Genomic DNA, 15414 nt, shown 5'->3' on the forward strand with positions numbered 1-15414 from the left:
TTCGTTTCGCCACATTTCTATGCAATAGCTCCGGGCGTGGCTATCATGCGGGCCTCATGGTGAGGCGAGACTTGCATGCTGACGTTGTTAAAGCTTCTTAAGGATGGTCGATTTCACTCGGGCCAAGCTCTGGGTTCTGCCTTGGGTGTCAGTCGCAGTGCTGTATGGAAGCAGCTTCAACAGCTAGAGGCTGAGCTGGGGCTGACCATTCACAAAGTGCGAGGGCGTGGCTATCAATTGTCTGCGCCGCTGACGCTACTTGATTCTGCAGAAATCAAGAAAATGCCGCCGTACCGCGATTGGCCTGTGCTGGTCTTCGACTCAATCGATTCCACGAACGCTGAAGCCCTGCGGGCGATCGAGCGGCTTCAGCCTGCGCCATTTCTGGTGCTCGCTGAGCGGCAGACAGCTGGGCGCGGACGGCGTGGTCGGAAGTGGGTAAGTCCGTTCGCGGAAAACGTCTACTACAGCCTGGTGCTTCGTATTGATGGTGGGATGCGCCAGCTGGAAGGCCTGAGCCTCGTTGTTGGGCTCGCCGTTATGCATTCTCTGCGTGAGCTTGGTGTTCCTGGTGTGGGCTTGAAGTGGCCTAACGATGTCTTGGTCGGCCAGAAAAAAATTGCAGGGATATTGCTTGAGTTGGTTGGCGATCCTGCTGATGTGTGTCACGTGGTGCTGGGTGTCGGTATAAATGTGAACATGCAGATGACTGATGAGGTTGATCAGCAGTGGACCTCTATGCGCTTGGAAGCCAGCAGGGCCTTCGATCGTAATCGTTTGGTTGCGGAGCTGGGGGGGATGCTTCAGAAATACCTCGAACGGCATCGGGTTGGCGGTTTTGCAGCAGTCCAGGCTGAGTGGGAGCAAAACCATCTATGGCAGGGGCGCGCGGTGTCGCTAATCGCGGGTGCCAACCAGATCGATGGTGAAGTATTAGGTATCGATAGTCAGGGCGCCTTGCGTCTGAAGGTGGGTGGTGTGGAAAAGGTCTTCAGTGGCGGCGAGCTCAGCTTGAGGTTGCGCAATGATTCTTGAGCTTGACTGTGGAAACAGCTTTATCAAATGGCGTGTGCTCGGCGCGAATGCCTGCCTGCTGGTGGGGGAGGGTGTTGCCGATTCTGATCATGCGCTGATTGACGGTTTGAATGCGCTAGATGGGTTGTCCTTGAAGTTTTGTCGGCTGGTGAGTGTCCGCACTGCCGAGGAAACCGGTGTGTTAATCGCATTACTAAAGGCATCCTTTGATGTTTCGGTGGTCTGTGCCGCCCCAGCACAGGAAATGTCCGGCGTTCGTAATGGTTACGAAGAATTTGAGCGGTTGGGACTTGATCGCTGGCTCGCCTTGTTGGGGGGGTATCACCTGGCTGCGGGCGCTTGCCTTGTATTGGATTTTGGTACGGCCGTTACAGCGGATTTCGTTGCTGCGGATGGCGAGCATCTTGGTGGGTTCATTTGTCCGGGGATGCCGTTGATGCGTAACCAGCTCCGTACCCATACCCGGAAAATTCGCTATGGCGACGCCGCGGCTGAACGTGCGTTGGAGAACCTTATCCCGGGTCGTACGACGGTTGAGGCGGTTGAGCGCGGTTGTCTGCTGATGTTGCGAGGTTTCGTTCTCACTCAGCTTGAATTGGCGCGCGACTATTGGGGGCAAGATTTCACGGTCTTTCTTACGGGTGGGGATGCATCCCAGGTCTCGGAGATGGTGCCGCAGGCCAAGGTGGTTCCGGATCTGGTATTTGTTGGCTTGGCCATGGCTTGTCCCTTGCCCTGAGGTCTTTATGCGCTGGTTGTTTTTACTGCTGCTTGTTCTGAACGTCTTTTACTACATCTGGCATCAGCAAGAGGCTCCTTTGCGGGCAAAGGACGTAACGCCTCTGAGTTTATATAAAGGAGGGCAGCAGGATATTCGGCTTTTGAGTGAGGCGCCTGACGCAGCCAGGGACAAGGGCAAGGTGGTTCAGGCTGATGGTGGTTGTCTCTACTTGGGTGGTTTTGCTCGGCAGGACGCAGCTCAGGGGCTTGAGCGCAGGTTGACGGGTATGGACGTCAAGTTTCAAAGTTTGCCCAGGGCGGGCTCGGAAACCGCGTCGTACTGGGTGCGTGTTGCCCCGGAAAGCAGGCGCTGGCTGGATGACCTGCAGCTGATAAACCTTTCTAAAGAATTCAATGAGTTAAAACATAAAATAATGCCTTGCGAGGGGGTTGCGCCTTCGGAATAGTTTGCATAGAATGGCGCCCGCTCCACAGCGAAGACCTAAAGCGGTAAGCGATGTGAAGCGAAGTCAAAGCAGCTAACCTCAAGATTTTAATGAGAAAATGCTTGACAGAAGGCTGGCATAGTATAGAATGCCGGCTCGCTTAGGAGGGGTTCCCGAGCGGCCAAAGGGATCAGACTGTAAATCTGACGTCTACGACTTCGAAGGTTCGAATCCTTCCCCCTCCACCATTTTAGCGAGAGCTGCACGCCTCGCGGGTATAGTTTAGTGGTAGAACCTCAGCCTTCCAAGCTGATGATGCGGGTTCGATTCCCGCTACCCGCTCCAAGTTTGCAGGTTTTGCATAGTGTTACGCTCTTGTAGCTCAGTTGGTAGAGCACACCCTTGGTAAGGGTGAGGTCAGCGGTTCAAATCCGCTCAAGAGCTCCATATAACAAGGCAGATATGAAAATATCTGCCTTTGTTTTAATGGCCTGCAATGGTTGTGTTGGATTTGGTGGTGTTGTATGGCCGGATTCCTGTCTAGACCGGGTCATTGATTAAGCTGTTGTAAAGTCTCCTTCAGGTCAGCATAATGGTCGGCCTGATTTTGTTTTAGGTCAGTAGCTCAATTGGCAGAGCGACGGTCTCCAAAACCGTAGGTTGGGGGTTCGATTCCCTCCTGACCTGCCAGATTCACCAGGTGTGTCTGGCTTTCTTTTCACAGGATCTTCATAGATGACTCCTAAAGCTGAAGCTCAAGGCTCTCGCTTCGATCTGCTCAAGTGGCTAGTGGTAGTCGCTTTGGTGGTTGTTGGCGTTGTTGGCAATCAGTACTTCTCTGCTTCGCCGATCCTGTACCGTGTGCTTGCTTTGCTCGTGATTGCTGCTGTCGCTGCGTTTGTGGGTCTGCAGACTGTCAAGGGTAAGTCTTTCTTTGTGCTGGTGAAGGAAGCGCGCACCGAAATTCGTAAAGTCGTATGGCCAACTCGTCAGGAAACCACTCAGACCACGTTGATCGTTGTGGCTGTTGTTCTGGTTATGGCGTTGCTGTTGTGGGGTCTTGATTCCCTGCTCGGCTGGCTTGTTTCCTTGATTGTCGGTTAAGGGTGTCCCGTGGCTAAGCGTTGGTATGTTGTTCATGCTTACTCGGGTTACGAGAAGCACGTAATGCGCTCGTTGATCGAGCGTGTAAAGCTGGCTGGCATGGAAGATGGTTTCGGCGAAATTCTGGTCCCCACTGAAGAAGTGGTTGAGATGCGGAATGGTCAGAAGCGCAAGAGCGAGCGCAAATTCTTTCCAGGCTATGTGCTGGTCCAGATGGATATGAACGAGGGTACTTGGCACTTGGTCAAGGATACTCCTCGTGTCATGGGCTTTATCGGTGGGACCGCTGATAAACCTGCGCCGATTACTGACAAAGAAGCAGAGGCAATTCTGCGTCGTGTCGCTGATGGTAGCGATAAGCCGAAGCCTAAGACGCTGTTTGAGCCGGGTGAGACTGTTCGTGTCAATGACGGTCCGTTCGCTGACTTTAACGGCGTTGTCGAAGAAGTTAACTACGAAAAGAGCCGGATCCAGGTGGCAGTGCTCATTTTCGGTCGCTCTACTCCGGTAGAGTTGGAGTTCAGCCAGGTCGAAAAGGTCTAGTTGAGCAAGCATCCCAACCCCGCAGCCGTAGGCTGTGGGGTTTTGTCGTCACTGGGATAAACGCGCAAGCAACCGGGGAGCCTTTCGAGGCGTTTGAACCCGTAATTGGAGTGCCTCATGGCCAAGAAGATTACCGCTTACATCAAGCTGCAAGTGAAGGCCGCTCAGGCTAACCCAAGCCCACCTGTTGGTCCTGCTCTGGGTCAGCACGGCGTGAACATCATGGAATTCTGCAAGGCTTTCAATGCCCGTACTCAGGGTCTTGAGCCAGGTCTGCCGACTCCAGTGATCATCACTGTTTACAGCGACCGTAGCTTCACGTTCGAAACCAAATCCACCCCTGCTTCGGTTCTGCTGAAGAAGGCGGCAGGTCTGACCAGCGGTTCCGCTCGTCCGAACACCGTTAAGGTTGGCACCGTAACTCGTGCTCAGCTGGAAGAAATCGCGAAAACCAAAAACGCGGATCTGACTGCAGCTGATATGGAAGCAGCCGTGCGTACTATCGCCGGTTCTGCTCGTAGCATGGGCCTTAACGTGGAGGGTGTGTAATGGCTAAGCTGACCAAGCGTCAAAAGGCTATCGCCGGCAAAATCGAAGCAGGCAAGTCCTACAACATTGTAGACGCCGCTGCACTGCTGGCCGAGCTGTCGACTGTCAAGTTCAGCGAGTCGTTCGACGTTGCTGTAAACCTGGGTGTTGACCCACGTAAATCCGACCAGGTCGTTCGTAGCGCTACCGTGCTGCCGCACGGCACTGGCAAGACCGTTCGCGTTGCTGTGTTCACCCAGGGTCCAGCTGCTGAGGCCGCTCTGGCTGCCGGCGCTGACCGTGTAGGTATGGACGAACTGGCTGCCGAAATGAAAGGCGGCGACCTGAACTATGACGTAGTGATTGCATCTCCTGATGCAATGCGCGTTGTAGGTCAGTTGGGTCAGATCCTCGGTCCACGTGGTCTGATGCCTAACCCTAAAGTCGGCACCGTAACTCCAGACGTAGCTACCGCGGTTAAAAACGCCAAGGCTGGTCAGGTTCGTTATCGCACCGACAAAAACGGCATCATCCACACTTCCGTTGGCAAGATCGGCTTCGATGCCGTCAAGCTGAAGGAAAACGTTGAAGCCCTGATCGCTGACCTGAAGCGTATCAAGCCAGCTTCTTCGAAAGGTATCTACGTCAAGCGCGTAACCCTGAGCACCACTATGGGCCCAGGTCTGGTCATCGATCAGAGCTCGCTGGACGCGTAAGACGCGAATTGGCGCAAGAGATTGCGCCAATTGAAAAATTGGGGTCCCTGCCTGGCGGGGGCTGTCCAAGACCGTAGGCGACGAAAGTCTTAAACCACAAGCCTACGCAGATGGTGCTCCCGGTTCCTTACCGAATCAGACACCAAAACGACATCCGGTTTCGACTGGATGAAACGGTAACAAGCAGGAGTTAAACCCGTGGCAATTAAACTCGAAGACAAGAAGGCCATCGTCGCTGAAGTCAACGAGGCTGCCAAAGTCGCTCTGTCCGCTGTCGTGGCCGATGCCCGTGGCGTAACAGTAGGCGCAATGACCGGACTCCGTAAAGAGGCTCGTGAAGCTGGCGTTTACGTACGTGTCGTACGTAACACCCTGCTCAAGCGCGCTGTTGATGGCACTGAGTTCAGTGTTCTCAACGACGTGTTCACCGGCCCTACCCTGATCGCTTTCTCCAACGAACACCCGGGCGCTGCTGCTCGTCTGTTCAAAGAGTTCGCCAAGGGGCAGGACAAGTTCGAGATCAAGGCAGCTGCGTTTGATGGCAAGTTCCTTGCCGCTAACCAGATCGACGTGTTGGCTACTTTGCCGACCCGCGACGAAGCTATTGCGAAACTGATGAGCGTGATCCAAGGCGCTACCAGCAAGCTGGCTCGTACCCTGGCAGCCGTTCGCGACCAGAAAGAAGCTGCTGCAGCCTAAGGCGCAGTCGAATCTTTCAAAATCATATGTTTAATTTGATGGCTGCGTAGGCTGTCACCCCAATACAGGATTCAAGTCATGTCTCTGACTAACGAACAAATCATCGAAGCAATCGGCCAGAAAACCGTTCTGGAAGTTGTTGAGCTGATCAAAGCAATGGAAGAAACCTTCGGCGTGACCGCTGCTGTTGCTGCTGCTGGTCCAGCTGCTGCTGCCGCTGTTGTTGAAGAGCAAACCGAGTTCAACGTTGTTCTGGTTGAAGCCGGCGAGAAGAAAGTAAACGTGATCAAGGCAGTTCGTGAACTGACCGGTCTGGGCCTGAAAGAAGCCAAAGAGAAAGTCGACGGCGCTCCTCAGGTTGTAGCTGAAGGCGTTTCGAAAGAAGCTGCTGAAGACGCTAAGAAGAAGCTGGAAGAAGCAGGCGCTAAAGTCGAGCTGAAGTAAGCATCGACTTTGCTCCTCCAGCCCGAGCGTCAAGCGAAAGGCTGATGGCTGGTGGCTTTTGCCACCGGCCTTTTTCCGTTATTGGCGCTCGACTGGGTCGGCGCCTATAACGAGCTGTACCACCCGATGCGGTGGCGCAAACCATGGGGTTTGCACGATTTTCTGGCTACTCCCGTCGGGAGGGCCAAACAAGCAGGTGACCAAGCTGGGGAACGCTGATGGCTTACTCATACACTGAGAAAAAACGTATCCGCAAGGACTTTAGCAAGTTGCCGGACGTCATGGATGTGCCTTACCTCCTGGCCATCCAGCTGGATTCGTATCGTGAATTCTTGCAAGCGGGAGCGACTAAAGATCAGTTCCGCGACGTGGGCCTGCATGCGGCCTTCAAATCCGTTTTCCCGATCATCAGCTACTCCGGCAATGCTGCGCTGGAGTACGTCGGTTATCGTCTGGGCGAACCGGCATTTGATGTCAAAGAATGCGTATTGCGCGGTGTAACTTACGCCGTACCTTTGCGGGTAAAAGTGCGCCTGATCATTTTCGACAAAGAATCGTCGAACAAAGCGATCAAGGACATCAAAGAGCAAGAAGTCTACATGGGTGAAATCCCCCTGATGACTGAAAACGGTACCTTCGTAATCAACGGTACCGAGCGTGTGATCGTTTCCCAGCTGCACCGTTCTCCGGGTGTGTTCTTCGACCACGACCGTGGCAAGACGCACAGCTCCGGTAAGCTGCTGTACTCCGCGCGCATCATTCCTTACCGCGGTTCGTGGCTGGACTTCGAGTTCGACCCGAAAGACTGCGTATTCGTGCGTATCGACCGTCGTCGCAAGCTGCCTGCATCGGTATTGCTGCGCGCGCTCGGCTATACAACTGAAGAAGTGCTGGACGCGTTCTACACCACCAACGTATTCCACCTGAGCGGCGAAACGCTCAGCCTGGAGCTGGTGCCTTCCCGTCTGCGTGGCGAAGTTGCTGTTCTGGACATCCAGGATGCCAGCGGCAAAGTCATCGTTGAGCAGGGCCGTCGTATTACCGCGCGCCACATCAACCAGATCGAAAAAGCCGGCATCAAAATGCTGGACGTGCCTCTGGACTACGTCCTGGGTCGTACTACCGCCAAGGCGATCGTGCACCCGGCTACCGGCGAAATCCTGGCTGAGTGCAACACCGAGCTGAGCACCGAGATCCTGGCAAAAATCGCCAAGGCTCAGGTCGTTCGCGTCGAGACTCTGTACACCAACGACATCGACTGCGGTCCGTTCATCTCCGATACGCTGAAGATCGACTCCACCAGCAACCAATTGGAAGCCCTGGTCGAGATCTATCGCATGATGCGTCCAGGCGAGCCGCCAACCAAAGACGCTGCCGAAACCCTGTTCAACAACCTGTTCTTCAGTCCTGAGCGCTATGACCTGTCTGCGGTCGGCCGGATGAAGTTCAACCGTCGTATCGGTCGTACCGAAATCGAAGGTTCGGGCGTACTGTGCAAGGAAGACATCGTCGCGGTACTGAAGACTCTGGTCGACATCCGTAACGGTAAAGGCATCGTCGATGACATCGACCACCTGGGTAACCGTCGTGTTCGCTGCGTAGGCGAGATGGCCGAGAACCAGTTCCGCGTTGGCCTGGTACGTGTTGAGCGTGCGGTCAAAGAGCGTCTGTCGATGGCTGAAAGCGAAGGCCTGATGCCGCAAGATCTCATCAACGCCAAGCCAGTGGCTGCGGCGGTAAAAGAGTTCTTCGGTTCCAGCCAGCTGTCCCAGTTCATGGACCAGAACAACCCGCTGTCCGAGATTACCCACAAGCGTCGTGTTTCCGCACTCGGCCCGGGTGGTTTGACTCGCGAGCGCGCCGGCTTTGAAGTTCGTGACGTACACCCGACTCACTACGGTCGTGTATGCCCGATCGAGACGCCGGAAGGTCCGAACATCGGTCTGATCAACTCCCTGGCTGCGTATGCGCGCACCAACCAGTACGGCTTCCTCGAGAGCCCGTACCGTGTGGTGAAAGACGCTCTGGTCACTGACGACATCGTATTCCTGTCGGCCATCGAAGAAGCTGATCACGTGATCGCTCAGGCTTCGGCCACGATGAACGAGAAGAAGTACCTGGTCGATGAACTGGTTGCCGTTCGTCACCTGAACGAGTTCACCGTCAAGGCGCCAGAAGACGTCACCTTGATGGACGTATCGCCGAAGCAGGTTGTTTCGGTTGCAGCGTCGCTGATCCCGTTCCTCGAGCACGACGACGCCAACCGTGCGTTGATGGGTTCGAACATGCAGCGTCAAGCTGTACCAACCCTGCGTGCTGACAAGCCGCTGGTAGGTACCGGTATGGAGCGTAACGTGGCTCGCGACTCCGGCGTTTGCGTCGTGGCTCGTCGTGGCGGCGTGATCGACTCTGTCGACGCCAGCCGTATTGTTGTTCGTGTTGCAGATGACGAAGTTGAAACCGGTGAAGCCGGTGTGGACATCTACAACCTGACCAAATACACCCGCTCCAACCAGAACACCTGCATCAACCAGCGTCCGCTGGTGCGTAAAGGTGATCGGGTTCAGCGCAGCGACATCATGGCCGACGGTCCGTCCACCGACATGGGTGAACTGGCTCTGGGTCAGAACATGCGCATCGCGTTCATGGCATGGAACGGCTTCAACTTCGAAGACTCCATCTGCCTGTCCGAGCGTGTGGTACAGGAAGACCGTTTCACCACGATCCACATTCAGGAACTGACCTGTGTGGCGCGTGACACCAAGCTTGGTCCAGAGGAAATCACTGCGGACATCCCGAACGTGGGTGAGGCTGCACTGAACAAGCTGGACGAAGCCGGTATCGTTTACGTTGGTGCCGAAGTTGGCCCGGGCGACATCCTGGTTGGTAAGGTCACTCCGAAAGGTGAGACCCAACTGACACCGGAAGAAAAACTGCTGCGTGCGATCTTCGGTGAGAAGGCCAGCGACGTTAAAGACACTTCCCTGCGCGTACCAACCGGTACCAAAGGTACGGTCATCGACGTTCAGGTCTTCACCCGTGACGGCGTTGAGCGTGACAGCCGCGCCCTGTCCATCGAGAAGAGCCAGCTCGACGAGATCCGCAAGGATCTGAACGAAGAGTTCCGTATCGTTGAAGGTGCTACCTTCGAACGTCTGCGTTCCGCTCTGGTCGGCCACGTAGCCGAAGGCGGCGCAGGTCTGAAGAAAGGTCAGGTCATCTCTGATGAGGTCCTCGACGGTCTTGAGCATGGTCAGTGGTTCAAACTGCGCATGGCTGAAGATGCTCTGAACGAGCAGCTCGAGAAGGCTCAGGCCTACATCGTTGATCGCCGCCGTCTGTTGGACGACAAGTTCGAAGACAAGAAGCGCAAACTGCAGCAGGGCGATGACCTGGCTCCAGGCGTGCTGAAAATCGTCAAGGTTTACCTGGCAATCCGTCGTCGCATCCAGCCGGGCGACAAGATGGCCGGTCGTCACGGTAACAAAGGTGTGGTCTCCGTGATCATGCCGGTTGAAGACATGCCGCACGATGCCAATGGCACCCCGGTCGATGTGGTCCTCAACCCGCTGGGCGTACCTTCGCGTATGAACGTTGGTCAGATCCTTGAAACCCACCTGGGCCTCGCGGCCAAAGGTCTGGGCGAGAAGATCAACCGCATGGTCGAAGAGCAACGTAAGGTCGCTGAACTGCGCACCTTCCTGGATGAGATCTACAACCAGATCGGTGGTCGTAACGAAGCGCTGGATACGTTCTCCGACCAGGAAATCCTGGATCTGGCTCAGAACCTGCGCAACGGCGTTCCTATGGCCACTCCGGTATTCGACGGTGCCAAGGAAGTTGAAATCAAGGCCATGCTGAAACTGGCTGATCTGCCAGAAAGTGGCCAGATGCAGCTGACTGACGGCCGTACCGGCAACAAGTTCGAGCGCCCGGTTACCGTTGGCTACATGTACATGCTGAAGCTGAACCACTTGGTAGACGACAAGATGCACGCGCGTTCTACCGGTTCGTACAGCCTGGTTACCCAGCAGCCGCTGGGTGGTAAGGCGCAGTTCGGTGGTCAGCGTTTCGGGGAGATGGAGGTCTGGGCACTGGAAGCATACGGTGCTGCATACACTCTGCAAGAAATGCTCACAGTGAAGTCGGACGATGTGAACGGTCGGACCAAGATGTACAAAAACATCGTGGACGGCGATCACCGTATGGAGCCGGGCATGCCCGAGTCCTTCAACGTGTTGATCAAAGAAATTCGTTCCCTCGGCATCGATATCGATCTGGAAACCGAATAACACGTGACGCGAATCGAGAGCGGGGCAGGATTGCCCGCTCTCTGCTCCGCCAGGAGGAAAGGCCTTGAAAGACCTACTGAATTTGCTGAAAAACCAGGGTCAAGTCGAAGAGTTCGATGCCATCCGTATCGGATTGGCATCGCCTGAGATGATCCGTTCGTGGTCGTTCGGTGAAGTTAAAAAGCCGGAAACCATCAACTACCGTACGTTCAAGCCTGAGCGTGACGGTCTGTTCTGCGCCAAGATCTTTGGCCCGGTAAAGGATTACGAGTGCCTGTGCGGTAAGTACAAGCGCTTGAAGCACCGCGGTGTGATCTGCGAGAAGTGCGGCGTTGAAGTTGCACTGGCAAAAGTTCGTCGTGAGCGCATGGCGCACATTGAACTGGCATCGCCGGTTGCCCACATCTGGTTCCTGAAGTCGCTGCCGTCCCGTATCGGCTTGCTGATGGACATGACCCTGCGTGATATCGAGCGCGTTCTCTACTTCGAGAGCTACGTCGTTATCGATCCAGGCATGACCACCCTTGAAAAAGGTCAGCTGCTGAACGACGAGCAGTACTTCGAAGCCCTCGAAGAATTCGGTGACGATTTCGATGCCCGCATGGGTGCCGAAGCTGTCCGCGAACTGCTGCACGCTATCGATCTGGAACACGAGATTGGCCGTCTGCGTGAAGAAATTCCGCAAACCAACTCCGAAACCAAAATCAAGAAGCTGTCCAAGCGTCTGAAGTTGATGGAAGCCTTCCAGGGTTCCGGCAACCTGCCAGAGTGGATGGTGTTGACCGTTCTGCCGGTTCTGCCGCCAGATCTGCGTCCACTGGTCCCACTGGATGGCGGTCGTTTCGCGACTTCCGACCTCAACGATCTGTATCGTCGAGTGATCAACCGTAACAACCGCTTGAAGCGTCTGCTCGATCTGTCCGCTCCGGACATCATCGTGCGCAACGAAAAGCGTATGTTGCAGGAAGCTGTCGACGCACTGCTCGACAACGGTCGTCGTGGCCGCGCTATCACCGGTTCCAACAAGCGTCCTCTGAAATCCCTGGCTGACATGATCAAGGGTAAGCAAGGTCGTTTCCGTCAGAACCTGCTCGGTAAGCGTGTTGACTACTCCGGTCGTTCGGTAATTACCGTAGGTCCGACCCTGCGTCTGCACCAGTGCGGTCTGCCGAAGAAAATGGCTCTCGAGCTGTTCAAGCCGTTCATTTTCGGCAAGCTGGAAATGCGTGGTCTCGCAACCACCATCAAGGCCGCCAAAAAGATGGTCGAGCGCGAGCTGCCGGAAGTTTGGGACGTTCTTGCTGAAGTGATTCGCGAACACCCGGTTCTGCTCAACCGTGCACCGACCCTTCACCGTCTGGGTATCCAGGCGTTTGAACCGGTACTGATCGAAGGTAAGGCTATCCAGCTGCACCCGCTGGTCTGTGCTGCGTACAACGCCGACTTCGACGGCGACCAAATGGCCGTGCACGTACCGCTGACACTGGAAGCCCAGCTGGAAGCGCGTGCGTTGATGATGTCGACCAACAACATTCTGTCGCCAGCCAACGGTGAGCCGATCATCGTTCCGTCGCAGGACGTTGTATTGGGTCTGTACTACATGACTCGTGAAGCGATCAACGCCAAGGGCGAAGGTCGTGTGTTCGCGGATCTGCAGGAAGTTGACCGCGTATTCCGCGCTGGCGAAGCCGCGCTGCACGCGAAAGTCAAAGTGCGGATCAACGAAACCGTTAACGATCGTGATGGCGGCAGCGTGACCAGCACCCGTATCGTCGACACCACCGTCGGCCGTGCGCTGTTGTTCCAGGTCGTACCAAAAGGTCTGTCCTTCGACGTCGTCAACTTGCCGATGAAGAAAAAGGCGATCTCGAAGCTGATCAACCAGTGCTACCGCGTGGTTGGTCTGAAAGAGACCGTGATCTTCGCTGACCAGTTGATGTACACCGGTTTTGCCTATTCGACCATTTCCGGCGTTTCCATCGGTGTTAACGACTTCGTTATCCCAGATGAAAAAGCCCGCATTATCGGTACCGCTACCGACGAAGTGAAAGAGATCGAAAGCCAGTACGCTTCCGGCCTGGTAACCCAGGGCGAGAAGTACAACAAGGTAATCGACCTCTGGTCCAAGGCGAACGACGAAGTTTCCAAGGCGATGATGGCCAACCTCTCGAAAGAGAAAGTCATCGACCGTCACGGTGACGAAGTCGACCAGGAATCCTTCAACTCGATGTACATGATGGCCGACTCGGGTGCGCGGGGTTCTGCTGCGCAAATCCGTCAGCTCGCCGGTATGCGTGGTCTGATGGCCAAGCCAGACGGTTCCATCATCGAGACGCCGATTACTGCGAACTTCCGTGAAGGTTTGAGCGTACTTCAGTACTTCATCTCCACTCACGGTGCTCGTAAGGGTTTGGCGGATACCGCATTGAAAACTGCGAACTCCGGTTACCTGACTCGTCGTCTGGTAGACGTGGCGCAGGATCTGGTTGTTACCGAGATCGATTGCGGCACCGAGCACGGCCTGCTGATGACTCCGCACATTGAAGGCGGTGACGTTGTAGAGCCTCTGGGTGAGCGCGTATTGGGTCGTGTTATCGCCCGTGATGTATTCAAGCCAGGTACCGAGGACGTCATCGTTCCTGCCGGCACGCTGGTTGACGAGAAGTGGGTTGAATTCATCGAGCTGAACAGCATCGACGAAGTGATCGTGCGTTCGCCGATCAGCTGCGAAACCCGCTATGGCATTTGCGCCAAGTGCTACGGCCGTGATCTGGCTCGTGGTCACCAGGTGAACATCGGTGAATCGGTCGGCGTTATCGCTGCCCAGTCCATTGGTGAGCCGGGTACCCAGCTGACAATGCGTACGTTCCACATCGGTGGTGCTGCAAGCCGGACCTCCGCAGCCGACAGCGTTCAGGTGAAGAATGGCGGTACCGTCCGTCTGCACAACCTGAAGCACGTTGAGCGAGCAGATGGTCACCTGGTGGCGGTATCCCGTTCCGGTGAGCTGGCTATCGCTGATGACTTCGGTCGCGAGCGCGAGCGTTACAAGCTGCCGTACGGTGCTGTGATTTCGGTTAAAGAAGGTGACAAGGTCGACGCTGGCGCCATCGTGGCCAAGTGGGATCCGCACACTCACCCGATCGTTACCGAAATGAAAGGTACCGTGACCTACGTGGGCATGGAAGAAGGCATCACGATCAAGCGTCAGACTGACGAATTGACCGGTATGACCAACATTGAAGTACTTGATCCGAAAGATCGTCCAGCTGCTGGCAAGGACATCCGTCCTGCCGTGAAGATGGTCGACGACAACGGCAAGGATCTGTTGCTGCCAGGCACTGACGTTATCGCTCAGTACTTCTTGCCAGCTAACGCCCTGGTCGGTGTTGCGGACGGTGCGAAAATCGCGATCGGTGACGTTATCGCGCGTATTCCGCAAGAAACTTCGAAGACTCGTGACATCACCGGTGGTCTGCCGCGTGTTGCCGACTTGTTCGAAGCTCGTCGTCCGAAAGAGGCTTCGATTCTGGCGGAAGTCAGCGGTACCATCGCGTTCGGTAAAGAGACCAAGGGCAAGCGCCGTCTGGTCATTACCCCGAACGACGGTAGCGATCCGTATGAAGAGCTGATTCCGAAGTGGCGTCACCTGAACGTCTTCGAAGGCGAACAAGTGAACCGCGGCGAAGTTATCTCCGACGGTCCAAGCGATCCACACGACATCCTGCGTCTGCTGGGTGTGAGTGCGCTGGCCAAGTACATCGTTAACGAGATCCAGGACGTTTACCGTCTGCAAGGCGTGAAGATCAACGACAAGCACATCGAGACCATCCTGCGTCAGATGCTGCGTAAAGTTGAGATCTCCGAGTCCGGCGACTCCAGCTTCATCAAGGGCGACCAGATGGAACTGACTCACGTACTGGTAGAGAACGAGCGTCTGAACGCGGAAGACAAGTTTGTCGCCAAGTTCACCCGCGTTCTGCTGGGTATCACCAAGGCGTCGTTATCCACCGAATCGTTCATCTCGGCGGCTTCCTTCCAGGAAACCACTCGCGTATTGACCGAAGCGGCGGTAACCGGCAAGCGCGATTACCTGCGCGGCCTGAAAGAAAACGTGGTCGTGGGTCGTCTGATCCCGGCTGGTACCGGTCTGGCTTATCACAGCGAGCGTAAGCGTCGCCGTGATGCGGACAAACCGTTGCGCGTGAGCGCCAGTGAAGTGGAAGCTGCACTGACCGAAGCGCTGAACTCGAGCGGTAACTGAGTTCTGCGGTAAATAAGCGTGAGGCCCTGGCCGCTCCGTTCATCGAATCAAGACAAATTGTCGAGGTTGGATGTGCGGGGAGGGCGGGGCCTTGCCTTGACTGGGGGCAGGATCCTCTTTAGACTCTTGTACCCCTAAATTTGGCGGGGATTCGTTCCTGCCATTTTGCTTTTCTTGCAAGACAATAGCGTCGCAAGACAACAGTGGAGCTAGTAGATGGCAACTATCAACCAGCTGGTACGTCAGCCGCGTAAGCGTATCGTCGAGAAATCCGACGTGCCTGCGCTGCAGAACTGCCCGCAGCGTCGTGGCGTGTGCACCCGTGTGTACACCACCACGCCGAAAAAACCTAACTCGGCACTGCGTAAAGTATGCCGTGTGCGTCTGACCAACGGTTTCGAGGTTTCCTCGTACATCGGTGGTGAAGGCCACAACCTGCAAGAGCACAGCGTGGTACTGATCCGCGGCGGTCGTGTAAAAGACTTGCCAGGTGTTCGTTACCACACCGTTCGCGGTTCTTTGGATACTTCCGGCGTTAAAGGTCGTAACCAGGGTCGTTCGAAGTACGGTACCAAGCGTCCGAAGTAATCGGCCGCTCTGCAGTTATCTATTTTATTGAGTCG

General features: G+C 55.5%; 12 protein-coding genes and 4 tRNA genes. All 16 read left to right on the forward strand.

The window, feature by feature from the left end:
• Nucleotides 1-75: 75 nt before the first annotated feature.
• The gene (gene birA / locus K9857_RS11560; RefSeq protein ID WP_224535883.1) at nt 76-1035 is read left to right on the forward strand and encodes a bifunctional biotin--[acetyl-CoA-carboxylase] ligase/biotin operon repressor BirA; all 960 of its coding nucleotides are present in this window, start codon (nt 76-78) and stop codon (nt 1033-1035) included.
• Entirely contained in the window at nt 1025-1774 is a 750-nt protein-coding gene (locus K9857_RS11565) for a pantothenate kinase (RefSeq protein WP_224535885.1), read from the forward strand. The genes birA and K9857_RS11565 overlap by 11 nt, the downstream gene beginning before the upstream one ends.
• A 7-nt stretch (nt 1775-1781) precedes the next feature.
• Nucleotides 1782-2222 carry a hypothetical protein gene (locus K9857_RS11570; RefSeq protein ID WP_224535886.1) on the forward strand — a complete coding sequence of 147 codons (441 nt, stop codon included), beginning with the start codon at nt 1782-1784 and terminating at the stop codon, nt 2220-2222.
• A gap of 142 nt (nt 2223-2364) precedes the next feature.
• A tRNA-Tyr gene (locus K9857_RS11575) sits at nt 2365-2449 on the forward strand.
• 23 nt (nt 2450-2472) lie between these two features.
• A tRNA-Gly gene (locus tag K9857_RS11580) sits at nt 2473-2546 on the forward strand.
• Between the two features lie 26 nt (nt 2547-2572).
• Nucleotides 2573-2648: transfer RNA gene (locus K9857_RS11585), tRNA-Thr, on the forward strand.
• Between the two features lie 167 nt (nt 2649-2815).
• Nucleotides 2816-2891: transfer RNA gene (locus tag K9857_RS11590), tRNA-Trp, on the forward strand.
• Between the two features lie 45 nt (nt 2892-2936).
• Nucleotides 2937-3305 (forward strand): preprotein translocase subunit SecE, encoded by a 369-nt coding sequence (secE, locus tag K9857_RS11595; RefSeq protein ID WP_110965138.1) that lies wholly within the window; start codon nt 2937-2939, stop codon nt 3303-3305.
• A gap of 9 nt (nt 3306-3314) precedes the next feature.
• Entirely contained in the window at nt 3315-3848 is a 534-nt protein-coding gene (nusG, locus tag K9857_RS11600) for a transcription termination/antitermination protein NusG (protein WP_007957598.1), read from the forward strand.
• 117 nt (nt 3849-3965) lie between these two features.
• On the forward strand, nt 3966-4397 hold the full coding sequence (gene rplK, locus K9857_RS11605; protein WP_007933726.1) for a 50S ribosomal protein L11: 432 nt from the start codon (nt 3966-3968) through the stop codon (nt 4395-4397).
• Entirely contained in the window at nt 4397-5092 is a 696-nt protein-coding gene (rplA, locus tag K9857_RS11610; protein ID WP_224535888.1) for a 50S ribosomal protein L1, read from the forward strand. The genes rplK and rplA overlap by 1 nt, the downstream gene beginning before the upstream one ends.
• 198 nt (nt 5093-5290) lie before the next feature.
• Nucleotides 5291-5791: a 50S ribosomal protein L10 gene (rplJ, locus tag K9857_RS11615; protein WP_175377080.1), complete on the forward strand. Its 501-nt coding sequence runs from the start codon at nt 5291-5293 to the stop codon at nt 5789-5791.
• A gap of 78 nt (nt 5792-5869) precedes the next feature.
• Nucleotides 5870-6235, forward strand: a complete 366-nt coding sequence (rplL, locus tag K9857_RS11620; RefSeq protein WP_007957596.1) for a 50S ribosomal protein L7/L12 — start codon at nt 5870-5872, stop codon at nt 6233-6235.
• Between the two features lie 218 nt (nt 6236-6453).
• Nucleotides 6454-10527 carry a DNA-directed RNA polymerase subunit beta gene (rpoB, locus tag K9857_RS11625; RefSeq protein WP_175377081.1) on the forward strand — a complete coding sequence of 1358 codons (4074 nt, stop codon included), beginning with the start codon at nt 6454-6456 and terminating at the stop codon, nt 10525-10527.
• A gap of 64 nt (nt 10528-10591) precedes the next feature.
• A complete protein-coding gene (gene rpoC / locus K9857_RS11630) occupies nt 10592-14791 on the forward strand; it encodes a DNA-directed RNA polymerase subunit beta' (protein WP_175377082.1) in 4200 nt (1399 codons plus the stop codon).
• A 216-nt stretch (nt 14792-15007) separates the two neighbouring features.
• Nucleotides 15008-15379: a 30S ribosomal protein S12 gene (rpsL, locus tag K9857_RS11635; RefSeq protein ID WP_003186084.1), complete on the forward strand. Its 372-nt coding sequence runs from the start codon at nt 15008-15010 to the stop codon at nt 15377-15379.
• Nucleotides 15380-15414: the final 35 nt, after the last annotated feature.

This window comes from Pseudomonas sp. REP124, from assembly GCF_020164475.1.
Lineage (GTDB): Bacteria > Pseudomonadota > Gammaproteobacteria > Pseudomonadales > Pseudomonadaceae > Aquipseudomonas.